The sequence below is a fragment of the Micromonospora sp. DSM 43699 genome, assembly GCF_055517075.1.
In genome coordinates this window covers 45,134-70,843 of the sequence record NZ_JBTMMT010000004.1, presented here as the reverse complement: position 1 = coordinate 70,843, position 25,710 = coordinate 45,134, and the positions used below count along the sequence as shown (strand labels likewise).

The 25,710-nt window shown below is 71.7% G+C and carries 24 protein-coding genes, 1 tRNA gene and 1 pseudogene; 19 read left to right on the top strand and 7 right to left on the bottom strand.

Going from position 1 to position 25,710, the window contains the following annotated elements:
* Positions 1-145: 145 nt before the first annotated feature.
* From AC0AIB_RS03800 to AC0AIB_RS03765, 8 genes and pseudogenes are all read left to right on the top strand, one after another.
* Entirely contained in the window at positions 146-1,558 is a 1,413-nt protein-coding gene (locus AC0AIB_RS03800) for an outer membrane protein assembly factor BamB family protein (RefSeq protein WP_465096059.1), read from the top strand.
* A 67-nt stretch (positions 1,559-1,625) separates the two neighbouring features.
* The gene (locus AC0AIB_RS03795) at positions 1,626-3,293 is read left to right on the top strand and encodes a fumarate hydratase (protein ID WP_328342381.1); all 1,668 of its coding nucleotides are present in this window, start codon (positions 1,626-1,628) and stop codon (positions 3,291-3,293) included.
* Positions 3,294-3,441: 148 nt separating this feature from the next.
* The gene (locus AC0AIB_RS03790; RefSeq protein WP_465096017.1) at positions 3,442-4,008 is read left to right on the top strand and encodes a hypothetical protein; all 567 of its coding nucleotides are present in this window, start codon (positions 3,442-3,444) and stop codon (positions 4,006-4,008) included.
* 2 nt (positions 4,009-4,010) lie between these two features.
* Positions 4,011-4,661, top strand: a complete 651-nt coding sequence (locus AC0AIB_RS03785; protein WP_328349016.1) for a nucleotidyl transferase AbiEii/AbiGii toxin family protein — start codon at positions 4,011-4,013, stop codon at positions 4,659-4,661.
* 524 nt (positions 4,662-5,185) lie between these two features.
* Positions 5,186-5,449 carry a hypothetical protein gene (locus AC0AIB_RS03780; protein ID WP_328342385.1) on the top strand — a complete coding sequence of 88 codons (264 nt, stop codon included), beginning with the start codon at positions 5,186-5,188 and terminating at the stop codon, positions 5,447-5,449.
* A 71-nt stretch (positions 5,450-5,520) separates the two neighbouring features.
* Entirely contained in the window at positions 5,521-5,763 is a 243-nt protein-coding gene (locus AC0AIB_RS03775; protein ID WP_328342387.1) for a hypothetical protein, read from the top strand.
* Positions 5,764-5,806: 43 nt separating this feature from the next.
* Positions 5,807-6,092 (top strand): annotated as a pseudogene (locus AC0AIB_RS03770) (type II toxin-antitoxin system Phd/YefM family antitoxin); the annotation flags it as partial.
* A gap of 283 nt (positions 6,093-6,375) precedes the next feature.
* Positions 6,376-7,785 carry a class II fumarate hydratase gene (locus tag AC0AIB_RS03765; protein WP_328342388.1) on the top strand — a complete coding sequence of 470 codons (1,410 nt, stop codon included), beginning with the start codon at positions 6,376-6,378 and terminating at the stop codon, positions 7,783-7,785.
* Positions 7,786-7,908: 123 nt separating this feature from the next.
* Here AC0AIB_RS03765 and AC0AIB_RS03760 read toward each other — a convergent pair whose 3' ends face one another.
* Together AC0AIB_RS03760 and AC0AIB_RS03755 are read right to left on the bottom strand one after the other, a co-directional pair.
* On the bottom strand, positions 7,909-8,190 hold the full coding sequence (locus AC0AIB_RS03760; protein WP_328342389.1) for a hypothetical protein: 282 nt from the start codon (positions 8,188-8,190) through the stop codon (positions 7,909-7,911).
* A 636-nt stretch (positions 8,191-8,826) separates the two neighbouring features.
* Positions 8,827-9,372, bottom strand: coding sequence for a CGNR zinc finger domain-containing protein (locus tag AC0AIB_RS03755; RefSeq protein WP_465096016.1), 546 nt, complete (start codon positions 9,370-9,372; stop codon positions 8,827-8,829).
* Between the two features lie 77 nt (positions 9,373-9,449).
* Here AC0AIB_RS03755 and AC0AIB_RS03750 point away from each other — a divergent pair, with 77 nt between their 5' ends.
* The 3 genes from AC0AIB_RS03750 (at position 9,450) to AC0AIB_RS03740 (ending at position 13,027) form a co-directional block, all read left to right on the top strand.
* Positions 9,450-10,412 (top strand): EamA family transporter, encoded by a 963-nt coding sequence (locus tag AC0AIB_RS03750; RefSeq protein WP_465096015.1) that lies wholly within the window; start codon positions 9,450-9,452, stop codon positions 10,410-10,412.
* A 144-nt stretch (positions 10,413-10,556) separates the two neighbouring features.
* Positions 10,557-11,246, top strand: a complete 690-nt coding sequence (locus tag AC0AIB_RS03745) for an HAD family hydrolase (protein WP_328342395.1) — start codon at positions 10,557-10,559, stop codon at positions 11,244-11,246.
* A gap of 89 nt (positions 11,247-11,335) precedes the next feature.
* On the top strand, positions 11,336-13,027 hold the full coding sequence (locus AC0AIB_RS03740) for a S8 family serine peptidase (protein ID WP_328342397.1): 1,692 nt from the start codon (positions 11,336-11,338) through the stop codon (positions 13,025-13,027).
* Between the two features lie 111 nt (positions 13,028-13,138).
* On the opposite strand, the gene AC0AIB_RS03735 is transcribed toward AC0AIB_RS03740, so the two are convergent.
* Positions 13,139-13,816, bottom strand: a complete 678-nt coding sequence (locus AC0AIB_RS03735) for an IclR family transcriptional regulator (RefSeq protein WP_328342399.1) — start codon at positions 13,814-13,816, stop codon at positions 13,139-13,141.
* A 63-nt stretch (positions 13,817-13,879) separates the two neighbouring features.
* Here AC0AIB_RS03735 and cysS point away from each other — a divergent pair, with 63 nt between their 5' ends.
* Together cysS and rlmB are read left to right on the top strand one after the other, a co-directional pair.
* Positions 13,880-15,295, top strand: a complete 1,416-nt coding sequence (gene cysS, locus AC0AIB_RS03730) for a cysteine--tRNA ligase (RefSeq protein ID WP_328342401.1) — start codon at positions 13,880-13,882, stop codon at positions 15,293-15,295.
* Positions 15,295-16,440: a 23S rRNA (guanosine(2251)-2'-O)-methyltransferase RlmB gene (gene rlmB / locus AC0AIB_RS03725; RefSeq protein WP_328342402.1), complete on the top strand. Its 1,146-nt coding sequence runs from the start codon at positions 15,295-15,297 to the stop codon at positions 16,438-16,440. The genes cysS and rlmB overlap by 1 nt, the downstream gene beginning before the upstream one ends.
* Before the next feature lie 193 nt (positions 16,441-16,633).
* Here the strand turns inward: rlmB and AC0AIB_RS03720 are convergent, their stop codons facing one another.
* A complete protein-coding gene (locus AC0AIB_RS03720) occupies positions 16,634-17,725 on the bottom strand; it encodes an ABC transporter ATP-binding protein (protein ID WP_328342403.1) in 1,092 nt (363 codons plus the stop codon).
* A 366-nt stretch (positions 17,726-18,091) separates the two neighbouring features.
* On the opposite strand from AC0AIB_RS03720, the gene AC0AIB_RS03715 reads away from it, so the two are divergent.
* The 4 genes from AC0AIB_RS03715 to AC0AIB_RS03700 all read left to right on the top strand — a co-directional run bounded on the left by AC0AIB_RS03715 (position 18,092) and on the right by AC0AIB_RS03700 (position 19,758).
* Positions 18,092-18,168: transfer RNA gene (locus AC0AIB_RS03715), tRNA-Thr, on the top strand.
* A gap of 248 nt (positions 18,169-18,416) precedes the next feature.
* On the top strand, positions 18,417-18,821 hold the full coding sequence (locus AC0AIB_RS03710) for a helix-turn-helix domain-containing protein (RefSeq protein WP_442930607.1): 405 nt from the start codon (positions 18,417-18,419) through the stop codon (positions 18,819-18,821).
* 35 nt (positions 18,822-18,856) lie between these two features.
* Positions 18,857-19,276: a VOC family protein gene (locus tag AC0AIB_RS03705; RefSeq protein WP_328342407.1), complete on the top strand. Its 420-nt coding sequence runs from the start codon at positions 18,857-18,859 to the stop codon at positions 19,274-19,276.
* 59 nt (positions 19,277-19,335) lie between these two features.
* Entirely contained in the window at positions 19,336-19,758 is a 423-nt protein-coding gene (locus tag AC0AIB_RS03700; protein WP_328342409.1) for an ASCH domain-containing protein, read from the top strand.
* A gap of 112 nt (positions 19,759-19,870) precedes the next feature.
* Here AC0AIB_RS03700 and AC0AIB_RS03695 read toward each other — a convergent pair whose 3' ends face one another.
* Complete coding sequence (locus AC0AIB_RS03695) at positions 19,871-20,521, bottom strand: hypothetical protein (protein WP_465096014.1); 651 nt, start codon at positions 20,519-20,521, stop codon at positions 19,871-19,873.
* Between the two features lie 79 nt (positions 20,522-20,600).
* On the bottom strand, positions 20,601-21,167 hold the full coding sequence (locus tag AC0AIB_RS03690; RefSeq protein ID WP_328342411.1) for a hypothetical protein: 567 nt from the start codon (positions 21,165-21,167) through the stop codon (positions 20,601-20,603).
* 168 nt (positions 21,168-21,335) lie between these two features.
* Between AC0AIB_RS03690 and AC0AIB_RS03685 the strand changes: the two genes are divergently transcribed.
* Positions 21,336-23,717: a M4 family metallopeptidase gene (locus AC0AIB_RS03685; protein ID WP_465096013.1), complete on the top strand. Its 2,382-nt coding sequence runs from the start codon at positions 21,336-21,338 to the stop codon at positions 23,715-23,717.
* Positions 23,718-23,831: 114 nt separating this feature from the next.
* The gene (locus AC0AIB_RS03680; protein WP_328342414.1) at positions 23,832-24,602 is read left to right on the top strand and encodes an enoyl-CoA hydratase/isomerase family protein; all 771 of its coding nucleotides are present in this window, start codon (positions 23,832-23,834) and stop codon (positions 24,600-24,602) included.
* A gap of 235 nt (positions 24,603-24,837) precedes the next feature.
* On the opposite strand, the gene AC0AIB_RS03675 is transcribed toward AC0AIB_RS03680, so the two are convergent.
* Positions 24,838-25,281, bottom strand: a complete 444-nt coding sequence (locus AC0AIB_RS03675; RefSeq protein ID WP_465096012.1) for an HNH endonuclease — start codon at positions 25,279-25,281, stop codon at positions 24,838-24,840.
* Positions 25,282-25,710 lie beyond the last annotated feature (429 nt).

The following is a 25,710-nucleotide window of genomic DNA, read 5'->3' as shown; positions in this document are numbered from 1 at the left end:
CGGCGATATTGTGATGTGCCGGTTCTGCCGAGGGGCGAGCGCGTGTGCGGGGAGAAAGCGGGGCGACACTCCGGCGCGGGGGCGGGGCGGGGAGGTGATCGTCGCTACGGTGTGCGGTGTGAAGGGCCGTGGGGTGCGGGGAGGGCTGCTGCTCGCGCTCGTCGTCGTGGTCGCGCTCGCCGCCACCGGCGTGTGGAACCCCTTCCCCGGGGTGTGGGACTGGGTCGACCGCAGCGAGCCGATCTCCGAACCGGACGTGCTCTGGCAGCAGCGGGTCGGCGGCACCCCGAAGAGCGTCACGATCGTCGGCGACACCGTCGTGGTCGAGCAGCGGACCCGCATCGAGGTGCGCAGCCTCGCCACCGGCGCCCCGCTCTGGGAGCGCAAGGCGGACTGGTCGGCGGTGGCCGGCGGCGACCGGGACGCCGTCGTCGCCGTGGGTAAGCTCCTGGTCAAGGGGTACGAGCTGATCGACCCCACCACCGGGGCGGTACGCCGACGCGACGGTGACGCGGTGGCCGTCTGGACGTACCGGAACATGCTGCTGGACGCCCGGTGCGTGGCCGCCACCGACTGCACGCTGAGCGCCTGGGATCCGCGCGGCACCCGCCCACTGTGGACGGCCTTCCTGCCCGGCGTCAGCACCGGGCTCTTCGCCGACAACCCGGGCCTGCTCGGCACCCGGCGGCTCACCGCGCACCGGATCGACGAGGCGGTGGCCGGGCCGGAGGCGGTGCCGCCGCTGCTCGGCTTCCCGGTGGACGGCCGGGTGCACGTGGTGGACACCGCCACCGGGCGGGTGGTGCAGAACGTCGAACCGGGCCGCGACGAGCGGTTGTCGGTGGTCGGCGGCCGGCTGCTCAAGATCAGCGCCAGTTCCGTCGAAGGTAGCTGCCAGTACGCCGTCTCGGCCCGGGATCCGGCCACCGGGCAGGAGGTGTGGCGGCGGTCCGGGCTCAACCTGCGCACCGCCGACAGCGCCGGGTGCGTGCAGCGGGAGGACCCGCAGGGTGCCCGCAACGTGCTGACCGGGGTGGCCCCCGACGGGCGGGAGGCGGTGCTCGACGGGTACGACGGCCGGCTGCTGCTGGTGGACGCGGAGGGGGAGAAGCTGCTCGCCGTCGACGACCGGTACGCCCTGGTGCGCAGCGCCGACAAGGAGTCGATCATCGCCCGCGAGCTGGGCACCGGCAAGGCCCGCTGGACCCGGCCGGCCGGTGCGAAGGCGGGCGCGGCGCTCACCCCGTACGCGGCGGTGTCGACCGGGGACAAGCCGAGCCGGCTGGTGGCCCTGGACCCGCGTACCGGCCGGGAACTGGTGGTGTTGCGGACCAGCGCCAACGCGCTCGCGGTCGGCCCGAACGGAATGGTCGTCGGCGAGGGCCGGGAGATCGGGTACGTCCGGTTCGGTGCGGGCTCCGGCGGGCCGCCGCCCGCCGCGCCGCCGGCCGGTTCGGACGGTGGTGGCGGGCCCGGCCCGGGGCGCACCGGTGGCGCACCGGACGTCGAGGACAGTTGCGGGCCGAAGCGGGAACTCTGCGCCAACGGCAACGGGTGAGAGCGGCGTCCCACGACCCACCCGGCGGGTGTCACCGATCGACCGGTCTGCCCTAGGCTTTCCCGTCATGAGCAGTGCCGCCGCGTTCTCGTACGCCCCCTTGCTGCCGACCGGTCCCGACCAGACGGAATATCGCCTGGTCACCGACGAGGGCGTCGACGTCGTCCACGGGCCGGGGGGTCGCCGTTTCCTGACCGTGGAGCCGGCCGCGCTGACCGCGCTGACCGCCGAGGCGATGCACGACATCGCCCACTACCTGCGCCCGGCGCACCTGGCCCAGCTCCGCTCGATCATCGACGATCCGGCGGCCTCGCCGAACGACCGGTTCGTCGCGCTGGACCTGCTGCGCAACGCCAACATCGCCGCCGGCGGGGTGCTGCCGATGTGCCAGGACACCGGCACCGCGATCGTGATGGGCAAGCGGGGCCGGCACGTGCTCACCGACGGCGGCGACGCCGAGGCCATCTCGCGCGGCGTCTACCAGGCGTACACGAAGCTGAACCTGCGGTACTCGCAGCTCGCCCCGCTGACCATGTGGGACGAGCGGAACACCGGCAGCAACCTGCCCGCCCAGGTCGACCTGTACGCCGAGGACCCGGACGGCCACCCGGACGCGTACAAGTTTCTGTTCATGGCCAAGGGCGGTGGTTCGGCCAACAAGTCGTACCTCTACCAGGAGACGAAGGCGCTGCTCAACCCGACCCGGATGATGCAGTTCCTGGAGGAGAAGCTGCGGCTGATCGGCACCTCGGCCTGCCCGCCTTACCATCTGGCGGTCGTCATCGGCGGCACCTCCGCCGAGTACGCCCTGAAGACCGCCAAGTACGCCTCGGCGAAGTACCTCGACGCGCTGCCCACCGCCGGTTCGATGAGCGCACACGGCTTCCGCGACCTGGAGCTGGAGGCCGAGGTGCTGGAGTTGACCCGTAACTTCGGCATCGGCGCGCAGTTCGGCGGGCGGTACTTCTGCCACGACGTGCGGGTGGTCCGGCTGCCCCGGCACGGGGCGTCCTGCCCGGTGGCGATCGCGGTCTCCTGCTCGGCCGACCGGCAGGCGGTTGCCAAGATCACCCCGTCGGGGGTGTGGCTGGAGCGCCTGGAGACCGACCCGGCGCGCTACCTGCCGGACGTCACCGACGAAACCCTCGACGCCTCCGACGTGGTGCGCGTCGACCTCAACCGCCCGATGGACGAGATCCGCGCCGAGCTGTCGAAGTACCCGGTGAAGACCCGGCTGTCGCTGACCGGCCCGCTGGTCGTGGCCCGGGACATCGCCCATGCCAAGATCGCCGAGCGGCTGGACGCGGGGGAGCCGATGCCGCAGTACCTGCGCGACCACGCCGTCTACTACGCCGGCCCGGCCAAGACCCCCGAGGGGTACGCCTCCGGCTCGTTCGGCCCGACCACCGCCGGCCGGATGGACGCGTACGTGGCGAAGTTCCAGGCGGCCGGCGGGTCCCAGGTGATGCTGGCCAAGGGCAACCGGTCCGGCCAGGTGACCCGCTCCTGCCAGCAGCACGGCGGCTTCTACCTCGGCTCGATCGGCGGCCCGGCGGCCCGGCTCGCCCAGGACTGCATCCGGCACGTCGAGGTGCTGGAGTATCCGGAGCTGGGCATGGAGGCGGTCTGGAAGATCGAGGTGGAGGACTTCCCGGCCTTCATCGTCGTCGACGACAAGGGCAACGACTTCTTCGCCGAGGTCACCAAGCCGGTGCTGACCGTGGGCCGCCGCTGAGGGCAGGTCGCCGCAGAACCGCTGGCCAGAGCCGTCGCTCGCGACTTCCGGGGTCCATCATGCTTCCGCTGAGGTGACAGGAGTGCCTGCAACGCTCTGTAACCGGAATGGCCAAGCGTGCTTGGCCTAGCCTGGTAGGCTTGCCCGGGTGAGCCAGTACTCCGAGGGTGATCTGCGGGCGGTCGTCGCCAGGTACGAGGCGACCAGGGCAGCCGCGTTGACCGAGCGGGACGAGCAATTGCGGGCGTTCCGTGCGGCCGGTTGGCGGCCGGTGGACCTGCAACGGATCACCGGGTACAGCCGGGAGACCATCCGCCAGGCGCTACGACCGGAAACCCGGCGGGCGGCCAATCTGAGCCGACGCAAGATCCTGCCGCAGCCGCCGGCGGACTACCGCTCCTATGCTGACCGTAAGCCTTACGTGGTGGCCGACAGCCTCACCGCGCTGGCTGGCCCGACCGCAGGCGTGATCATCCTTCCGCGTCATCTGGACTGGTCCGGTCACGCCGAGTACGACCTGAGTCGGCCCGCCCGCCTGGCCAGCATGTACAAGGTGGTACTCACCGAAGCCGGCACGGTCGACGACCTGAACACCTGGCTCCACGCCGACCTGCTGCGGATGCTCTGGCCCACCCTCTGGCTGCCGTCCCAGCTCCGACGCCGATGGGAGGAAGCCTTCCCTGAACTCGTCACGACCGGCACGAACGCCGCGTGACGATGGACGCCTTCCACGAAAGGCTCGCCCGTACCGGGCTTGCCGCCGCCCGCCGATATGGTTTTGCTCTTGCCGGCGGCTATGCCGTGCAGGCCGCTGGGCTGCTCGAACGCCCCAGCGAAGATGTCGACCTGTTCACCGCCTGGGATCGCCGCGACGAATTCGGCACTGCGGTCACGGCCGTCGTGGACGCCTACCGCGACGATGGTCTGACCGTCTACATCGAGCGCCAGTACGACACGTTCGCCCGGCTGACCGTTGCCGACGGTGACCGTACCTCCAAGGTGGAACTCGGTGTGGACTGGCGTGCCAACGAACCCATCCTCATGGCCATCGGACCGGTCCTGCACCCCGACGACGCGGTCGCGAACAAGATGAGCGCGCTCTACGGACGGGCGTTCGCCCGTGACTTCATCGACATCGACGCCACGCTTCAATCCGGCCGCTACACCCGGGAAACCCTCCTCAACCTCGCGTACCGCGCCGATCGCGGGTTCGACCGACGCACCTTCGCCGACGCTCTCGGACAAGCCAACCTGCTCGATCCCGACGACTTCGTCCAGTACGGCGTCACCGGGCAGGCACTGGACGATCTCCGTAACCGATTCGCCGTATGGCGCAGCGGGCTACTCGACGGGCAGGACGAAAGATGAAGCGCGGAACCCGGCCCACCCACCGTCCGGGCGGCCGCCGGGTTCCCTCGCGTAGTTACTGCTGCGGGCCCTGACGATGCTGTTGACGGTTACTGCCAGGTCCGAAGTTCGTATATCGCCGACCTGCCCTGCCCGTCGTCCATCTCGGCAAGCTTGAGGTCTCTGACGAGAACATCGATTTCCTGCCCGCTTCCACCACTTCCGGCATCCGCCCAGACCTCGACCGCCCCGCTTTCGGGTAGTTCGCGGGGCCCCACTACCAGGAGCCTCGTCGGTCGAGACCCGGCCACGTCACCTCCTTCCGGCGTGATGGATGTAGGTGTGTCCGGTGGGGGGCCGTGCCGGAGAGACGGTTCATCAGGTGGGACCTCCCGTGTCGGTCAAGACCCCGATGAGCTGCCACGCGACTCGGCGCGAGTGAACTTGCCACTACTTTAAGGCATAAGTGGCCACCTGTTAACCCTTGAGGAGGCAACTCTTGTATGCCATCAGGTGGGGAGTGATGCGCATGATTGAGTGGCCACATGGCGGGCGACCTTGAGGCAGCGTCGGAGGCGTACCGGACGGCGCTCCAGCGGGTGCAGGACGGGCTCGCGGAGGTCGCCGCAGCTCGCGCCGATGTTCCGAAGGTGCGCGAACGGCTGGCCGTAGCGATCGTGGCGGCTTACCAGAACGGCACGCGGGTCGGTGAGATCGCCCGGGTCGCCGGCTACGGCCGCGAACAGGTCCGGCGGATCCTGCGGGCCGGCGGTGTGGAGTCCGGAAGCGCCGGGACTGTCGACGCCTGAGCGTCAGGGAGCGAGCCCCACGGTTGGGAGGCTTGAGGTTGGCCTACTGTCTGGCCGGGGAAGATGGTCAGGTGACCAACCTGGAGTCAGCGGTACGGAAGCTGCGCGCGGCGCAGGCCGGCGTGCCCCGCGCCGAGGAGCGGGCGGCCAAGCTCATCGCTGAAGCCCGCGCCCAGGTGAAAGCTGCGCGTGCCGAGCTGGCCGAGGCGATCCGGGCCGCTGACCGGGACGACACACGTCAGGTCGACATCGTGACGGCCACCGGCTACAGCCGGGAGCGGGTCCGGCAGATCATCCGCAACGGAGAGGACTGACTGGCATGACCACCGAGATCGACCTGGTGCCGCCGGTACCGCGATACGGCAGCGGGAGTTCCGCGATGGCGCCGGCGGAGCGTTGGACGGGGTCGAGCGCACCGGGGATCCGGTCATGATCACCAAGTACGAGCGGCCCGTGGCCGTGTTGCTCGGAATCGACGAGTGGGAGGAGATCGAGGCGTTTCGAGACCGTAGGGACTCGGCGGGTGATCGCTCGTTCTCGTGCCGAGGGGCAGTTCGTGCCGCTGTCGGCGGCTCTGGAGTCGCTCGGAGTTGATCCCCACGAGGTGGAAGCGCTGCTGGCCGACCGGGCCGGCGGTGCGGCGGTGCGGCGGCGTAAAGGTTCAGATCGACCGGGATGTGCTGGTCTGGCCGCACAAACAGCCGCGCAACTTCGCCGCTGAAGCCCGCGCCCAGGGCCCGTGTCGAAGGCGAAGGTGCAGGCCGAAGATCGTGCTCGATCCTAGAAAGAGTGGCCTCCGGTTGCGAGTGACACCACCTTTCCCTGATCGAGCGCGATCTTGTCCGCCCGGCTGCTTTCAGCGCGATCTCGCCCGCCCGCCCGCTTTCTCCCGGGCATTCCTGCAGGTAGCCGCTGGCCGGGGCAGGATGGTACGGGTGACGACTCCAGAGGCAGCGGGCTACCGGATCGAACGTGACTCGATGGGCGAGGTGGAGGTGCCCGCCGAGGCGCTGTGGCGGGCGCAGACCCAGCGCGCGGTGCAGAACTTCCCGATCTCGGGTCGGGGCATCGAGCCGGCCCAGATCAAGGCGCTGGCCCAGATCAAGGGGGCCGCCGCCCTGGTCAACGGCGAGCTGGGCGTGATCGGCGAGGACGTGGCCGCCGCCATCGCCACCGCCGCCGCGCACGTGGCCGCCGGCGGGTACGACGACCAGTTCCCGATCGACGTGTTCCAGACCGGTTCGGGCACCTCGTCCAACATGAACACCAACGAGGTGATCGCCACCCTGGCCACCCGGGAGCTGGGCCGGGACGTGCACCCGAACGACGACGTGAACGCCTCGCAGTCCAGCAACGACGTCTTCCCGTCGTCGATCCACCTGGCCGCCACCCAGTTCGTGGTGGAGGACCTGCTGCCGTCGCTGAAACACCTGGCGGAGGCGTTGGAGGCGAAGGCGGCCGAGTTCGAGACGGTGGTCAAGGCGGGGCGCACCCACCTGATGGACGCCACCCCGGTCACCCTCGGGCAGGAGTTCGGGGGCTACGCCGCGCAGGTCCGCTACGGCGTCGAGCGGCTGGAATCGGCGCTGTCCCGGCTGGCCGAGCTGCCGCTGGGCGGCACCGCAGTGGGCACCGGCATCAACACCCCGCTGGGCTTCGCCGGCAAGGTGATCGAGAAGCTGCGCGCCTCGACCGGGCTGCCGCTGACCGAGGCCCGCAACCACTTCGAGGCGCAGGGGGCGCGGGACGCGCTGGTGGAGACGTCCGGCCAGCTGCGTACCGTCGCGGTCGGGCTCTACAAGATCGCCAACGACGTACGCTGGATGGGGTCCGGGCCCCGCGCGGGCCTGCGGGAGCTGCGCATCCCCGACCTCCAGCCCGGCTCGTCGATCATGCCCGGCAAGGTCAACCCGGTGGTCGCCGAGGCGGTGCGCCAGGTCTGCGCGCAGGTGATCGGCAACGACGCGGCTGTCGCGTTCGCCGGTTCGCAGGGCGACTTCGAGCTGAACGTGATGCTCCCGGTGATGGGCCGCAACCTGCTCGAATCGATCAAGCTGCTCGCCGCGTCCAGCCGGCTCTTCGCCGACCGCCTGGTGGCCGGCCTGGTCGCGGACGCCGAGGTCTGCCTGGCGTACGCGGAAGGCTCGCCGTCGATCGTCACCCCGCTCAACCGCCACCTCGGGTACGACGAGGCCGCCTCGATCGCCAAGGAGGCGCTGGCGAAGCAGGTCTCCATCCGGGAAGTGGTGATCTCCCGGGGGCACGTCGACTCCGGCAAACTCACCGAGACCCAGCTCGACGAGGCCCTCGACCTGCTCCGCATGACCCACCCCTGACCGTCTCGGCATGATCGACTCCTGTGGGGCGACATCGCGGTGTCGGGGTGGCGTTGACACCGCTACATCACCCCACGGGAGTCGATCAGCCCCACGGGATTGGATCAGCGGCGCGGGAGTGGGTCACTGCGGCTCTGCGGGTGGGTGGGTGCGGGGTACCCAGGCGAGGAAGCGGTCGAAGAGGGTCGCCGGATCGGGGCCGGGGTCCGGGTGCAGGCGGTACAGGTCGGCTGCGGCATCGTGCAGGACGGCACAGAGATGGACGTGGAGTGCGGTCCGGTCGTGGGCGTACTCGGAGACGAGGGTGAGGCGCGCGGTCGCGCAGGGCCATGGCCCGGCGCACACCCGGCACAGCCAGAGTGGCCGTAGCGGCAGGTGCCGGCGCGGATGCCCGACACCATCCACCCTCCCGCCCGGCCCGCTGGCCTGATCTGGACGGTACGGCCCGCCTGGCCCGCCTGGCCCGGCTGGCCCGCCTGGCCCGCTGTGCTCGGCCGGGCGGTCCGGCCCGCTGGGGTCACCCGCTCCGCCCGGGCCGTCCAGCCTGTCCGGCTGGGCCGGGCCGTTCGGTTCGGCCGGGCTGGTCGGCGCGCTCACCAGCGGCCTCCGTTGGCCCGCCACTCCTGCGCCCGCGTCAGCCATCCGGTGCGTCCTACCCGGGGGAACGCCACTGTGGTGTCCTCCCAGCCGGGGGCCGATCCGGCCGGTTCGGGATCTGGTCCGACACCCGATCCGGTGACCGGTTCGGGGCTGGTCGGGGCGGGACGGTCGGGTGCGGGTGCTCGGCGTCGTCCGGTGGGTCGGAACATCAGGGCAAGCCGGTGTCGCCAGGTGGGCCGGGGCATCGCGTCGCCTCCATGGTGGGTCGGCTGGTCGTCTCCCCCGGCGACGGGACTGCCGGCCGGAAGGCGAGCGGTCCCACCACGACATCGTCGCGCCCGGAGGGCGGGGCGCTCGATGTCGCACTCCACAGTCTGCTGATGACACCACTACCGTGTGAAGGCTCGTGTCGGCTTCCGGTGTGGTCGGCGATGCTGCCGCTCAGGGGCGGCGGGCGGCCTTCCGCGCCCGGTAGGCGTTGACCGCCACCCGGTTGCCGCAGCCCGCCTCGCAGAACCGGCGGGACCGGTTCTTCGACAGGTCCACCAGCACGTTGGCGCAGTCGGGGCGGGCGCAGTGCCGCAGCCGGTCCAGTTCGTCGCCGCGTACCAGGTCGGCGACGGCCATCGCCGCCTCCACGGCCATCCTGGTGGCCAGCGGGGCGTCCCGGGGTACGGCGTGCACGTGGTACGGCTGGTCGTCGTGCCGGATCAGTTGCGGCAGCGCCCGGTACTCGCGGAGCAGGTCGTTGACCACGGCGACGACGGTGTGCAGGTCGTCGTCCCAGAGTCGGCGCAGCCGGGGACGCAGCGCCCGGACGGCCCGCAGCTCGACCTCGGTGTGTGCGTGCCGACCGCTCCACCGGTGCGCGGCGACGAACCGATCCAGCGCGGCGATGTCGGGCAGCCCCTCGCCGTCCTGGCTGTCGGTGTTGACCAGGGCGGCGGCGGAGATCAGCCCGCACTCCGTGTCATGGGCGAAAAGCAACTTGACCCCTGTCGTTCGTGGCGGCTAACGTCACTGGCGTAATGCTACTTTGCTGATGTCACGCCGGAGGGCCCCCGATGCCGCACCGCTCCACCAACGGCGTCGGGCTGGCCCTCGCCCTGCTCTCCGCCGTCACCTTCGCCACCTCAGGCACCTTCGCCCACTCACTGATCGGGGCCGGTTGGTCCGCCGAGGCCGTCGTGGTGGCCCGGGTCGGCCTCGCCGCCCTGGTGCTGGCCCTCCCGGCGGCACTCGCGTTGCGCGGCCGGGCGGCAGTGCTGCGCCGCAACGTCGGTCCGGTCGCCGTCTTCGGTCTGCTCGGTGTCGCGACCGCCCAGGCCTGCTTCTTCAACGCCGTCCGTTACCTGCCCGTCGGGGTGGCCCTGCTGCTGGAGTACCTCGGCATCATCCTCGTGGTGGGCTGGATGTGGCTGGTGCACGGGCAACGTCCCCGCCGGCTCACCGTGGTCGGATCGCTCGCGGCGCTGGCCGGGCTCGGCCTGGTGCTCGACCTGACCGGCGCGGGCCGGCTCGACCCGGTCGGCGTGCTCTGGGGGCTCGGTGCGGCCGTCGGGTTGGCCGGCTACTTCGTCCTCGCCGCCCGGGTCGACCCCGAGCTGCCCTCGGTCACCATGGCCAGTGGTGGAATGGCCGCCGGCGCAGCAGTGCTGGCCGCTCTCGGCCTGGTCGGGGTGCTGCCGTTGCGGGCCACCTTCGGCGCGGTCGACTTCGCCGGGCAGCGCACCAGCTGGCTCGTCCCGATCATCGGGCTGTCGCTGATCGCCGCCGTGGTGGCGTACCTGACCGGGATCGCCGCGACCCGCATCCTGGGGGCCCGGCTGTCGTCGTTCGTCGGGCTGACCGAGGTGCTGTTCGCGGTGCTCGTCGCCTGGCTGGTGCTGGGTGAGCTACCGGTGCCGGTGCAGCTCGCCGGTGGCGCGCTGATCGTCGCCGGGGTGGCGCTGGTCCGCCTCGACGAACTGCGCGAGGGCCGCACCGGGCCGACGCCGGCACGGGCCGACGAACCGGCGCTGACGTGACGCCGACTCCGGCACGGGCCGGCGCTGACATGATGCCGACTCCGGCACGGGCCGGCGGGCCGGAGTCGGCACAGGTCGGCGGGCCGGCAGGGCAGGGGACCTGCTCGGTGTGACCGGTGACGGCGACGTGAGAAGGTGTCGGACATGCTCAGCGTGGTGGTGTTCGACGCCGACGAGACCCTGATCGACCTGCGCCCGGCGGTCACCGGTGCCCTGGTGGCCGTACTGGAGGAGATGCGGCGCCGGACCCCGGTGGCGGCCGGGGTGACCCTCGCCGAGGTGGAGTCCGACTGGCAGGCGGTCTTCGGTTCGATGACCGCCGCCCCGGTGACGGAGATCCGCCGGGCCGCGCTGGCCCGGTCGCTCGACCGGGCCGGGCTGGTCGGCCAGCTCGACGAGTTCGCCGAACTCTTCTTCGCCAGGCGGTACGCGCTCAGCCGCCCGTACCCCGACACGCTGCCGGCGCTTACCGCGTTGCGCGCCGACTTCACCCTCGGTTACGCCACCAACGGCAACAGCCGGGCCGAACGCTGCGGGCTGCCCGGCGAGTTCGCCTTCGAGTTGTACGCGCACGAGGGCGGCCTGCCCAAGAAGCCCGACCCGGCCTTCTACGCGGCGGTCGTCGACGCCGCCGGAGTACCGGCCGAGCGGATCGCCTACGTCGGTGACTCGATCGCCCACGACGTGCTCGGCCCCCAGCAGTCAGGCCTGTGCGGCATCTGGCTCAACCGCCAAGGCCTCCCGGTCCCGCCCGGGGTACGCCCCGACGCCGAGGTGCGGACGCTCGTCGAGCTGCCGGCGGCGCTGCACAGCCTGCAACCGACGAATGCCTGATGCGGGGCCAAATCCGACTTGTATCTGGCGGAATCGTCGCCGGTGCTATGGGATGGCTGCCACGTCCCTCAACGAGAGGATCTGATGTGGTGAGCAAGCGCTTCACCGCCGGAGCCGTCGCGACCGCGGCGGCCCTGGCACTTACGGTGACCGGCCTGACCGTCCCGGCGAACGCCGGGCCGACCACCAGCCGTACGTTCACCGTGGTGGCCGAGGACGGCGTCTCGGCGGACGCGGCGATCGCCGCGATCCGTGCCGCCGGCGGCACCGTCGTGTCCCGTACGGACGACGTCGGTCTGTACCGGGTCACCAGCGACCGGGCCGACTTCGCCGGCCGGGTCACCGCCGCTCCCGCGCTGGTCGGCGCGGCCGAGCAGCGGGCAATCGGCCGTAAGCCCAAGCTGGACCGGGTCGAGCAGGAGAACCTGCTGACCCAGGCCAAGCAGGCGGTCAAGGCCAAGGGCAACGCCAACGGCAAGAAGCTGGACCCGCTCGACGACAAGCTCTGGGGCCTCGGCATGATCGGGGCCGACAAGGCCCGCAAGGTCATGCCGGGCGACAAGCGGGTCACCGTCGGCGTCCTGGACACCGGCGTCGACGCCAGCCAGCCCGACCTCGCGCCCAACTTCAACTGGGCGCTGTCCCGCAACTTCGCCCCGGACATGGTCGACATCGACGGCCCGTGCGAGGTGGCGAGCTGCCTCGACCCGGTCGGCACCGACGACGGCGGGCACGGCACCCACGTCGCCGGCACCATCGGTGCCGCCGCCAACGGGTTCGGCCTCTCCGGCGTCGCCCCGAACGTCTCGTTGGTGGAACTCAAGGGTGGCCAGGACTCCGGGTACTTCTTCCTCGACCCGGTCGTCAACGCCCTGGTGCATGCGGGCAAGTCCGGCATCGACGTGGTCAACATGTCGTTCTACGTCGACCCGTGGCTCTACAACTGCACCGCCAACCCGGCCGACTCGCCCGAGTCGCAGGCCGAGCAGCGGGCCGTCATCAAGGCGATGAAGCGGGCCCTGAACTTCGCCCACAACAAGGGCGTCACCCTGGTCGGCTCGCTCGGCAACAACCACGAGGACCTCGGCGCACCCCGCACCGACGTGTCCAGCCCGGACTACGGCGCCGACCCGTACCCGCGGCCGATCGACAACGAGAGCTGCTGGGACTTCCCGGTGGAGGGCCCGCACGTGATCGGTGTGTCCGCCGTCGGCCCGTCCGGCAAGAAGTCCGATTACTCCAACTACGGCACCGAGCAGATCTCGGTCGCCGCGCCGGGTGGCTGGTTCCGGGACGGCTTCGGTACCGACACCCACCGCACCGACGGCAACATGATCCTCTCCACGTACCCGAAGAAGGTGCTCCAGGAGGAGGGTTCGGTGGACGAGAACGGCAACGTCGTCCCGGGCTTCGAGAACTCGGTGCTCAAGCAGTGCACCACCGCCGGTGAGTGCGGCTACTACACCTACCTCCAGGGCACCTCGATGGCGTCCCCGCACGTCAGTGGGGTTGCCGCGCTGATCGTCAGCAAGTGGGGCAAGAAGGAGGGCCGCGACGGCTACGGCCTGGCGCCGGCCAAGGTGGAGCAGCACCTCTACCGGACCGCCACCGAGCGCGCCTGTCCGGAACCGCGCCTGCAGAGCTACGCCAACGAGGGCCGGCCGGCCGAGTTCGACGCGTACTGCGCCGGCTCGCTGAACTTCAACGGCTTCTACGGCTACGGCATCGTGGACGCGAACGCCGCGGTCCGCAGCCCGCTCAAGCCGAACGTCGCCCCCTGACGCTCGACACCCCGGGCGGCTGACGCTCGACATCCCGGGAGAGGCCCGGACGACCAGTCGGTCGTCCGGGCCTCTCCGCCCGCGTCGGGTGAGGACTTCCGGCGGGGCTGGTCAGGACAGGGCGGTGGAGATCGTCTGGGCGGCGATGACGACCTGCCGGCCGACCGTGTCGACAGGCAGCGGGGCCAGCGAGATCACCCCGACGCTCGCCTCCAGGCCGGGGACTCCGAGCACCGGCGCGGCCACCCCGTACGCCCCGGCCTGGAGTTCCCCGGCGGTGCTCACCGGGCCGGTGACGCCGGACCGGCCGGCGAGGACGGCCCGCCCGGCGGCCCCGCGTTCCAGCGGATGCCGGGTCCCCGGCCGGTACGCCACGTGGAACGACGTCCAGCTCGGCTCGACCACCGCCAGGGCCACCCCCTCGTCGCCCTCCACCACGGTCAGGTGCGCCGTCGCCCCGGTCTGCTCGGCGAGGCGACGCAGCGCGGGTAGTGCCCCCTCCGCCAGCAGCGGCTGGGCCCGCCGGGCCAGGTGCAGCACGCCGACGCCGAGGCGCAGCCGACCGTCACCGCCCCGACGCAACATTCCGTGCCCGGTCAACGCGCCGACCAGCCGGTAGACGGCGGCCCGGCCGATACCGAGCTGGTGGGCGGCCTCGGTGACGGTCAAGCCGCCCGGTGCATCGGCCACCAGGTGCAGCAGACGTAGCCCCCGGTCCAAGGTCTGCGCCGTCTCCCCGCCCGCAGGCGTCGCGTCCCCCGGCTCACCTGCCGGTGCCGTCGTCCTCACAGCAGGCAGCGTACGACCCGGCTCGGGCCGACCCCGGAAAGCGCGGACAGCTACCCTGGTGCGGTGACGCTACGCCTGTATGACACCGCCGCTCGATCGGTGCGGGACTTCGTCCCGCGGGAAGCCGGCAAGGTGGGGGTCTACCTGTGTGGTCTCACCCTCCAGGCGCCGCCGCACATCGGTCACCTTCGCTCCGGTGTCAACTACGACGTGTTGCGGCGCTGGCTGTCGGCCGTCGGCTTCGAGGTCACCTTCATCCGCAACGTGACCGACATCGACGACAAGATCCTGGTCAAGGCGCAGGAGCAGGGTCGTCCGTTCTGGTCGATCGCGTACGTCAACGAGCTGATCCTGGCCCGGTCCTACCGGGCGCTGAACGTGCTGCCGCCGACGTACGAGCCGAGGGCCACCGGGCACATCCCGGAGATGCACGAGCTGATCGCCCGCCTGATCGATACCGGTCACGCCTACCCGGCCACCGACGGGTCCGGCGACGTCTACTTCGACGTGGCCTCCTGGCCGGCGTACGGGTCGTTGTCCGGTCAGTCGCCTGACGACATGCAGTCCGCCGGGGACGCCCCGGAGCGGGGCAAGCGGGATCCACGGGACTTCGCGCTCTGGAAGGGCGTCAAGGCCGACGAGCCGGCCGACGCCTACTGGCCCTCGCCGTGGGGCCGGGGCCGCCCCGGCTGGCACATCGAGTGCTCGGCGATGTGCCTGCGCTACCTCGGCGCGGAGTTCGACATCCACGGCGGCGGGCTCGACCTGACCTTCCCGCACCACGAGAACGAGATCGCCCAGTCGCAGGCCGCCGGGCTGCCCTTCGCCCGCTGGTGGGTGCACCACGGGCTGCTCAGCATCGGCGGCGCCAAGATGGGCAAGTCGCTGGGCAACGCCCTCGACCTGAGCTACGTCGACTCGCTCGGGGTGCGCCCGGTGGAGCTGCGCTACTACTACGCGGCGGCGCACTACCGGTCCCGGATCGACTACTCGGAGGACGCGCTCTGCGAGGCGGCGGTGGCCTACCGGAGGATCGAGGGGTTCGTCCAGCGGGCCGTCGAGCGGGTCGGTGCCGGGCAGCTCGGGGAGCTGCCGGCCGCGTTCGTCGCCGCGATGGACGACGACCTCAACACCTCCGCCGCGCTCGCCGTCCTCCAGTCGACCCTGCGTGACGGCAACACCGCGCTGGCCGGCGGCGACGATGTGACCGTCCGCACGACCCTCGCCGCCACCCGGGCGATGCTGGATATCCTCGGTGTGGACCCCCTCGACCCGGCCTGGGCCGACGGCGGTCGCACCGACGACCTGCGCGGCGTGGTGGACTCCCTGATCGCGCTGGCCCTCGAACAGCGCGCGCAGGCCCGCAGCCGCAAGGACTGGGCCGCCGCGGACGCCGTACGCGACCAGCTCAAGCAGGCCGGTGTGGTGGTCGAGGACACCCCCCAGGGCCCCCGTTGGACTATTGGAGAGCAGGACTGATGGCCGGCAACTCGCAGCGCCGTGGCCGGCGACTGGCGTCGAAGGCGGGTGCCCCCAAGGGCTCCGGTGGCAAGAACAAGGACTCCCTCGCGGGCCGGGGCAAGACCCTGCCCGCCGACGAGCGGCCCTGGCACAAGGCGTACTCGGGCACCGAGAAGCTGCCCCAGCGCACCGCCTGGAAGCAGGACAAGGAGCGGCGGGCGGCGGTCGAGGAGGGGCGTGCCCCCAAGATCGGCCAGCCCGGCACCAAGGACACCACCTGGGGCAGGGGCACCCGTGGGATGGCCCCGGTTCGGGCCGGCGCGGGCGGTCGGGGTGGCGGGAGCGCCCGGAACGGCGCAGGCACCGGCCGGGGTGGTCCCCGGGTCGCGCCGGGGCGCAAGTCCAACCCGTCCCGGGACACCCCGGAGCTGCTGGTCGGCCGGAACCCGGTGCTGGAGGCGCTGCGCGCCCAGGTGCCGGCGACCGCGCTCTACACCGCGCAGGGCATCGACGCCGACGACCGGATCAACGAGATCACCCGGACGGCCGCCGACCGGGGCATCGCGATCCTGGACATCAGCCGGGCCGAGCTGGACCGGATGACCGGTGGTGTGCTGCACCAGGGCGTCGGCCTCCAGGTGCCACCGTTCGCCTACCAGCCCTTCGAGGACCTGGTGGCGGCCGCGCTGGAGCAGACCGCCCCGTTGCTTGTCGCCCTGGACGGGGTCACCGACCCGCGGAACCTGGGCGCGGTGATCCGGTCGGCCGCCGCGTTCGGCGCGCAGGGTGTGTTCGTACCTGAGCGCAGGGCCGCCGGGATCACCGCGACCGCCTGGCGGACCAGCGCCGGAGCGGCGGCGCGGGTGCCGGTGGCCCAGGTCACCAACCTGACCCGGTCGTTGAAGGCGTGCCAGGAGGCCGGCTTCATGGTGGTCGGCCTGGACGCCGACGGCGACACCGACCTGTACGACCTGGAGGCCGCCGTCGGCCCGCTGGTCGTGGTGGTCGGTTCCGAGGGGCGCGGGCTGTCCCGGCTGGTGGGGGAGACCTGCGACCTGACGGTCAGCATCCCGATGATCTCCGAGGTGGAGTCGCTGAACGCCAGCGTCGCCGCCGCCGTCACCCTCGCCGAGGTGGCCCGCCGCCGCGCTGCGGAAGGCTGACCGACTCCGGCTCTGCCGGGCTGCCGGTGGGTCTGCGGACGACCGGCCCGGGTTGCTGAGGGCGGGGCCGGAGCGGCAGCGGCCCTGCTGTGCCCCGCCGCCGGTCCTTCCGGGCGCGGGCACCCACGCCGGGAGGAAGTCACGAAGTAAGGGGCGGCCCGCCGAAGCGGACCGCCCCTTACTCGCGGTGGAATCAGATGCGGTGACCGGTGGTGGCGTTGAAAAGGTGGGTGTTGCCGGTGCGCGGCTTGACGAACACGGTGTCACCCATGTTCGGCATGGTCCGCCGGTCGGTGCGGACCACGAAACGCTCCTCGTGGCCCTCCAGCGCTGCGTGACCGTAGACGTTGGCGTCCGAGCCGAGGTCCTCGACCAGCTCGACCACGACCGGCATGCCGCCCTCGGTCGGGCTGACCAGGTCGCAGTCCTCCGGGCGGAAGCCGACGGTGACCTTGTCGCCGCCGCCCTCGCCCCGGGCCGCCTCGACCTGCTCGCGGGTCAGCGGGATGTGCAGCTCGGCGAAGGCCGCGCCCCGCTCGTTCAGCGGGACGGTCTTGATGTTCATGGCGGGGGAGCCCATGAAGCCGGCGACGAAGACGTTGGCCGGAGTGTCGTAGAGCGCCCGCGGGGTGTCCACCTGCTGGAGGACGCCGTCGAGCATGACCGCCACCCGGTGACCCATGGTCATGGCCTCGACCTGGTCGTGGGTGACGTAGACCGTGGTGATGCCGAGCTTCGCCTGGAGCGAGGCGATCTGGGTACGGGTCTGCACACGGAGCTTGGCGTCGAGGTTCGACAGCGGCTCGTCCATGAGGAAGACCTGCGGCTCGCGGACGATCGCCCGGCCCATCGCGACCCGCTGACGCTGACCACCGGAGAGCGCCTTCGGCTTGCGGCTGAGGTACTCCTCCAGCTGGAGCAGGCCGGCCGCCTCCTTGACCCGCCGGTCGATCTCGGCCTTGGGGGTCTTGCGCAGCTTGAGGGCGAACGCCATGTTCTCGTACACCGACATGTGCGGGTAGAGGGCGTAGTTCTGGAAGACCATAGCGATGTCGCGGGCCTTCGGCGGGAGGTGGGTGACGTCCCGGTCGTCGATGTAGATCGCGCCGTCGTCGACGTCCTCCAAGCCGGCGAGCATCCGCAGGCTGGTGGACTTGCCGCAACCCGACGGGCCGACCAGGACGAGGAACTCCCCGTCGCCGATCTGGAGGTCGAGCTGGTTGACCGCGGGGCGTTCGGTGCCCGGGTAGACCCGGGACGCCTTCGCGTACGTGACCGTAGCCATGGTGGTGCGCTTCCTTTCACCGGCAGGAACGTGCCGGACGATCCGAGTGAAGGAGCTGTCGGCGCCCACGGCGCCGACCCGCGGACCGCACCCGGGGCACGACCGTAGCCGGCCCGGGGTGTCATCCGTGTCACTGCACGGTAAACGGGATTTCCACTCGTGCCAAGACGGGATACACCGAGTGGGACGGACGGCATACGCATTTCGGTCAGGCGGGCACGGCCGGGCATCAATCCCCTCGCTCGACGGGGGTCCGGCGAACCGATTCGTCGGTGGGACGGGTGCGAGATTGACGTTTTCCATGCTCGGGGACCCTGCCGGCCGGGATTTCCCGACGTCAGTCGCTATGCTGACCTCGCACCACGCGCCCCTGTAGCTCAGCTGGCCAGAGCACTCGCCTTGTAAGCGAGATGTCGCCGGTTCGATCCCGGCCGGGGGCTCCAATTCCACAGCACGGCCGCCACTGGCGTTGCCGCATGTCGATGCGTCGACATGGCCGGAACCCGGCCGGTCGCCCTGCACCGCAGACGGCGACGGGATGGTCACTTCCGGTCCGGACGGTGATCCGCTCCGGCGGAGCGGCCACGGTGCCGCCGGCGGTGACCGCCTCTCCCGGTCGTGGCGGGACCACGTCGGTCGGTCCGGCTGGGTAACCTGGTCGGCGCGGAGCTAGGACGACGGGCGGGGGCCGATGAGTCGTGCGGTGGAACAGTCGAACCGGGCCATGTTGCGGGCCCGGGACGCGATGGACCGGGCCTACGCCGAGCCGCTGGACATCCCGGCGCTGGCCCGGATCGCGCTGGTCTCCGAGGCGCACTTCATCCGCACCTTCCGGGCCACCTTCGGCGAGACCCCGCACCGCTACCTGCAACGACGTCGGGTGGAACGGGCGATGTCGCTGCTGGTGGAGACCGATCGGGACGTCACCGACATCTGTTTCGCCGTCGGGTTCAGCAGCCTCGGCTCGTTCAGCCGCACCTTCCGGCAGATCGTCGGCGAGTCGCCCACCGAATACCGCAGCAGCCGGTCGGCGGGCGACGGGCCGGTGCCGAGCTGCTTCGCCAAGGCCTGGACCAGGCCCAGCAGTTTTGGATAAGCAGCAGGTCAGGGGCCTGGCATAGCGTTCCCGGCATGACGATGAACGCGATCACCCGTTCCCAGCTCTACGTCCTCGACCAGGACGAGGCGCTCGACTTCTACGTCGGCAAGCTGGGTTTCGAGGTCAACACCGACCAGGATCTGGGCTTCATGCGGTGGCTGACGGTCAACGTGCCCGGCGACCCGCAGCGGGAGGTGCTGCTGGAGAAGCCCGGCCCGCCGGCGCTGGACCCGGCGACCGCCGAGCAGGTCCGGGAACTGCTGACCAAGGGCGCGATCGGCGGGTGGCTGAGCATCACCACCGACGACGCCCACAAGACGTACGAGGATCTGGTCGGCAAGGGGGTCGACATCACCGACGAGCCGACCGAGCGTCCGTACGGCATCGACTTCGGCATCCGCGACCCGTTCGGCAACCGGATCCGGATCGGCCAGATGTTTCCTCGGAGCTGACGCGGCGTCGCCGCGAAACCGGGGTGTGCGGGGTGTGGTCGCCGGGCTACCGTCGCCCGGTGACCACGCCGAGCCTCCCCGATCTGCCGAAGTGCGAGTTCGCCTTTCCCGGTCCGCTGCGCGACCAACTCGTGGCCGCCGTGCTCAGCGGGGAGAAGACCTCCACCACCGGCCTGCTCCAGGACTACGAGCGCGACGGCGAGCCGCTGCCCGCCGTGGGTGACCGGGCGGTGGTGGTCGACTCCGCCGACCGCCCGGTCGCGGTGATCGAGGTGATCGAGGTCCGCGTGGTCCGGCTCGGGGACATCGACCTCGACCATGCCCGGGACGAGGGGGAGGGGTACGACTCGGTGGCTGCCTGGCGGGCCGGCCACGAGGAGTTCTGGCACGGGTCGGACTACCTCGGCTGGCTCGGTGACGCCGGTTTCCGGGTGGACGACGACACCTCCGCCGTGGCCGAGCGTTTCCGGGTGGTCGGATGAGGGCGGGGACCCCGTCGCGGGGTGACGGCGCGGCGTGACCGTGGCGGCCCCGGTGCGGGCCGCGTGGCAGCGGGTTCCAGGTGGTCCACCGCCGGAGGGTGTGGCCGGCCGGTCAGCCGGTGGGCCGTTCCAGTTCGTCCCGGACGGTGAGGAAGTCCTCCTTGCGGTCGGGCTGCTTGGTCGCGGTCAGGAAGACCACCACGCCGGCGACCTCCGGGTCGGCCCAGGCGCAGGCGGTGAGGTGACCCTCGTCGGCGGTACGTCCCCGCCCGCACCGGGCCTCGCCGCCGAACCGCCCGAACTCGACCGTCCTGGGCTTGGGAATCTGGTACGGCTTCAGCAGCCGGGCCAGGGTGGCCTGCGGGTCGGCGATCGTGCCCGAGACGGCGCTCACCATGATCGTCTCGGGAGCCGGTCGCCCCCGGCTGTACGTCCCCTCGACGGTGCTGGTGGCGGGGGCGGCCTCCCGGGTCAGCTCGTTCAGCCGGAACCGGGGCAGCCCGGCCGGCAGCGGGGCACCGGAGCGGGGCAGGCCCAGCAGGGTGTCCGGGGTCCGCAGCGTCCGGGCGGCCGGGGTCGGGGCAGGGGCCGCCGGCCGTCCGACGTCGGACACCGCGCAACCGGCGGCCAGGACGGTGGCGGTCACGGCCGGCAGCGCCCCGGCCAGGCCGAACCGCCGACGCGCCCCGGCCAGGCCGAACCGGGTGTGCAGACCGGTCAGGACGGTTGGTCGACGCGGACCGGCGGGTCGTCTCTTCGGCACAACGCTCCTCGCAGGAATCGGAGCGGGTAGGTTATCCGATCTGCACCGTCCGGAAGCCTGACGCCCACCGCGACCGTGGTCAGCCGGTCGCGGTGGTCTTCAGCAGGAGGGTGGCCAGTTCGGGCGCGGCGGCCGGCGGCTGGGGACCGTCCGGGCAGTCGGTCCAGTCGACGCTGCGCGTTCCGACGGTCAGCCGGTAGGTGAAGGTGTCCGCGCAGCGGGCATCGGGTGGGCCGCCGCCGCTGCTGCGGGTGGCCGGGCCGGTGAGCGCCCGGAGCCGGTCGAGCTGAGCCGGGGTGAGTCGGCCGGTACGCGCCGTGCCGGACCGGTCGGTCGTGCTCCAGCGACCGTCGGGCTCGACGGTCACCGTGTCACGGTTTCCGGCGAAGCCGCCGGAGCGGGTCAGGGTGATCCGGGCGGGGGCGGGTTCCGCCGCCTCGGTGCCGTTCGCGGTGGCGTCGCCGGCAGTGGGGGTCGAGGCGGCAGTGGCGGTCGGGACGGCAGTGGGGGTCGAGGCGGCGGTGCCGGCCGTGCCGGTGGGGGTGACGGGCGACGGCGCAGGTCTGCCCGGGTCGGTCGCTGAGCAGCCGGTCAACAGGCTGACGGTGATCGAGATCTTGATCAGGACCAGGGCGGATGCTCTCATCCTGATGGGACGCGCATCGACACCGGTCGGTTCCCTCAGTAACACCCATCCCCCGTTCGGGCAGTGTCGTGTCATGGAATTGCTCCACCCCTTCTCTTTTCTTCGATGTATCGCTATATCTACATGCGTGACCACCCCCGTCACATCTTTCCCTTGCCAGGAGGGCACGTGAAAAGACCCCTCGCCGCCGTCAGCGCAGCTCTGCTCACCAGCGGACTGCTGACCTGCGTCGCCACCACAGCGCACGCGGCCCCCGCCGCCCCCGACACCGCCCCTGCCGCCCGCGCCGAGAGCCTGCTGCGCAGCAACCCGGGTGCGGTGCAGGGCACCAGCGGAGAGGCCTACCAGGCGGTCCGTACCAAGGTCGACGCCAACGGCGCGGCGCACACCCGGTACACCCGGACCTACCAGGGGTTGCGGGTCCACGGCGGTGACTTCGTCATCCACACCGCGCCCGACGGCACCCTCGCCGGCACCTCGGTCGGCCTGGCCGCTCCGCTCACCCTCGGCACCACCGCCAAGATCTCCCCGGCGGCGGCCAAGGCGATGGCGCGCAAGGCGTTCTCCGGCACGATCACCGAGGTGGGCGCACCGGAGCTCTTCGTCGACGCCACCTCCGGCAAGGGCCGGCTCGCCTGGGAGACCGTGTTGTCCGGCTGGAAGGCCGACGGACAGACCCCGTCGAAGCTGCACGTCGTGACCGACGCCAGCACCGGCCGGGTCACCGGCTCGCACGACGAGATCGAGTCGGTGGTCGGCAGCGGCCAGGGCATCTACACCGGCACGGTCAGCATCGACACCACGCTTTCCGGCAGCACGTACCAGATGATCGACCCGTCGCACGGCAACGGCCGCACCTGCGACATGAACAACGGCACCTCCACCTGCACCACCTTCACCGACGCCGACAACGCCTGGGGCGACGGCACCAACGCCAACCGGCAGTCCGCCGGGGTCGACGCCCACTTCGGGGCGGCCAAGACGTTCGACTACTTCAAGAACGTGCACGGCCGCAACGGCATCTTCGGCAACGGCACGGGCGTGCCGAGCCGGGTGCACTACGGCCGGAACTACATCAACGCCTTCTGGGACGGCGCCCAGATGACCTACGGCGACGGTGCCAGCAACGCCCGCCCGCTGGTCTCCCTCGACGTGGCCGGCCACGAGATGAGCCACGGCGTCACCGAGGCCGTCTCCGGTCTGGTCTACTCCGGCGAGTCTGGCGGCCTCAACGAGGCCACCAGCGACATCTTCGGCAACATGGTGGAGTTCTACGCCGCCGCGCCGAGCGATCCGGGCGACTACCAGGTCGGCGAGAAGATCAACATCAACGGCAACGGCACTCCGCTGCGCTACATGTACAACCCGTCGCTGGACGGCTCGTCCGACTCCTGCTGGACCACCAGCACCAAGAACAAGGACGTGCACTACTCCTCCGGCGTCGGCAACCACTTCTTCTTCGACCTCGCCGAGGGCACCGGCGCCACGTCGTACGGCACCTCGCCGGTCTGCGGCTCCGCTGCGGCGGTGACCGGGATCGGTCGGGAGAAGGCCGAGAAGATCTGGTTCCGCGCACTGGACGTGTACTTCACCTCCAACACGTCGTACGTCAACACCAGCACCCCGGCGAACACCGCCCGCGCCTACAGCCTCAAGGCGGCCACCGACCTGTACGGCAGCTGCTCCACTGAGTACAAGGCCGTCCAGGCGGCGTGGACCGCGGTGGCGGTGTCCGGCAGCGACGCCCCGTGCTCCTCGACCGGCAACGACTTCTCCGTCTCGCTCTCCCCGACCTCCGGCTCGGTGACCGCGGGCGGGTCGGTCGCCACCACCGTGGCCACCGCGACCACCAGCGGTACCGCGCAGACCGTGACGTTCTCCGCGTCCGGCCTGCCGACCGGCGCGACCGCGTCGTTCAGCCCGGCCTCGGTGACCTCGGGCGCCGCGTCGACCCTGACCATCGCCACCTCGGCCGGCACCCCGGCCGGCAGCTACCCGGTGACGGTCACCGGCACCGGCGCGGTGGCCCACTCGGCGAGCTACACGCTGACCGTGAGCAGCGTCGGTGGCAGCTGCACCGCCGGCCAGCTGCTGGGCAACCCCGGCTTCGAGTCCGGCAACACGGTCTGGGCGGCCAGCTCGGGCGTCATCGGGCAGAACGGCGCCAGCCAGCCCACCCACGGTGGCACCTGGAACGCCTGGCTGGGCGGCACCGGCCGGACCCTCACCGAGACGCTCACCCAGTCGGTGAGCCTGCCGGCCGGCTGCGCGTCGTACAACTTCAGCTTCTGGCTGCACATCGACTCGGTGGAGGTCACCACCACCACCGCGTACGACAAGCTGACGGTGCAGGTGCTCAACTCCTCAGGCACCGTGCTGGCGACCCTGGCGACCTACTCGAACCTGAACAAGGCCGCCGGCTACACCCAGCGCTCGTTCTCGCTGGCCGCGTACGCCGGCCAGAGCGTGACCCTCAAGTTCACCGGCACCGAGGACGCCTCGCTGCGGACGTCGTTCGTGGTCGACGACACCGCGCTCGACGTCTCCTGACCTGATCCCTGCGTCGGCGGCCCGGCGGCCACCCCTCGTGGGTGGTCGCCGGGCCCGCGCCGTTATGGTCGCCGCCCCCGCCCGGCACGTGCCGGTGCGGCGACGAGAGAGGTGGTGGCGGTGTCGGATGCGGAGCTGACCGTCGAGGTGACCGGCGCGGTGGCGACGGTGACGATCCGGAACCCGGCCCGGCGCAACGCGATGACCCCGGACATGTGGCGACGGCTGCCTGTGCTGCTGGACGGGCTGGAGGCCGACCCGGCCGTCCGCGCACTGGTGCTCACCGGTGCCGACGGGGCGTTCTGCGCCGGTGCCGACCTCGGTGACCTGGACGAGCTGCTGGACGCGAACGGGGACGCGGGCATCGCGGTCGCCGCCGAGGAGCGGCTGGCCGCTTTCGCCAAGCCCACAGTCGCGGCGGTGCAGGGCCCCTGCGTGGGCGGTGGTTGTCTGCTCGCGGTCGCCTGCGACCTGCGGATCGTCGCCCCGGACGCCCGGTTCGGGGTGCCGCCGGCCCGGCTCGGGCTGGTCTACCCGGCACCCACCACCCGGCGGTTGACCCGGCTCGTCGGCCCGTCCACGGCCAAGTTCCTGCTCTTCACCGCCGAGCTGATCGACGCCGAACGGGCGTTGCGGGTCGGCTTGGCCGACGAGGTGGCCGACGACCTGCCCGGCCGGGTCACCGCGATCACCGCCGCCATCGCCGCCCGCTCCCAGCTCAGCATCGCCGCCGCCAAGGAGATCGTCGACGACCGGGCCAGCCCGGCCCGGATCGCCTGGTGGCACCGGAAGGCGCGGGACAGCGGCGAGGCCCGCGAGGGGGTCGCCGCCCACCACGAACGCCGTACGCCCGACTTTCCCTGGTCCCCGTCGGCCGCCCACTGACCGTTGGCCGCCCGCTGACCGTCGGCCGCCCGGCTGCCACCGGCGGCAGGTCGCACCAGCACCGATGTAGTGGTAACGGGGCGGGGCGGATACCACTACATCCGCGATGGTGAGTCGAAGGGCGGCGCGTGGGAGTGGCGGGGCCGGTGGGCGGTTCGTCGGAGTGCCGGGGGCCGGCGGGCGTCGCGCCGGGGCGTACCCCGACGCGACCCCCTGTGCCCGCCGGCCGGTCCCGTCACCGCCCGGCGAGGCTCGCCCAGGTCGGCGTCGCCGGCTCCCGGCGCAGCGGCATGCCGGCCTCGGCCGGCGTCCGGTCCCCCTTGCGCTGGTTGCACCCGTAGCAGGCGGCGGTGGTGTTCCGCCAGCTGTTCCGACCGCCGCGCGAGCGGGGCAGCACGTGGTCGACGGTGCCGGCCGACCCGCCGCAGTACGCGCACCGCCCACCGTCGCGGCGCAGTACCCCGGCCCGGGACCAGGCCGGACCGGCGCTGAACCGCCAGCGGGTGACGACGTACCGGACGAGGCGGACCACCCGGGGGACGGGGAAGACCCCGATCACCCGGTCCGGCTCGGCCTCGTGGATCTCGGCGACCCGGCGGCACAGCATCCGGATCGCGTGTTGGACGGTGACCCGGTGCAGCGGGCCGAGGTCGGCGTTGATGACGAGGACGGCGTCCACCGGGCTCTCCCTTCGCGGTCGGTGGTCGATCGGACCGGTCGGCGAGGTCGCCCGGCCGCAGTGGAGCCGGCCGGGACGAACCCGCCGCCGGGCCCGCGTGGCGGCCCGGACGACGAAGGCCGCCCGGTCCTCGGATGGGACGGGCGGCCGGCGCGAAGGGCACGCGTCAGTCGGGGGTCCCGTCCCAGGGGTGTTCGGCTCGGCAACCGTCGATGGGTAGCGTCGACCACGCGCTGGTGAGGTGCGGCGACGTCATGGGCGTGCTCCCGATTCGACTGGTTGACCTTGCGTGGATCACGGTAGGCGCGGCGACGCAGGCGGGCAACGCATTTCGATGCGCGCCACCGCCACCCTGCCGTAGCGCGCCCACGGAGCACGGCTACGAGCGGACCGACCAGACGGTGACGTCGACCGAGGCCGGCGTCGCCT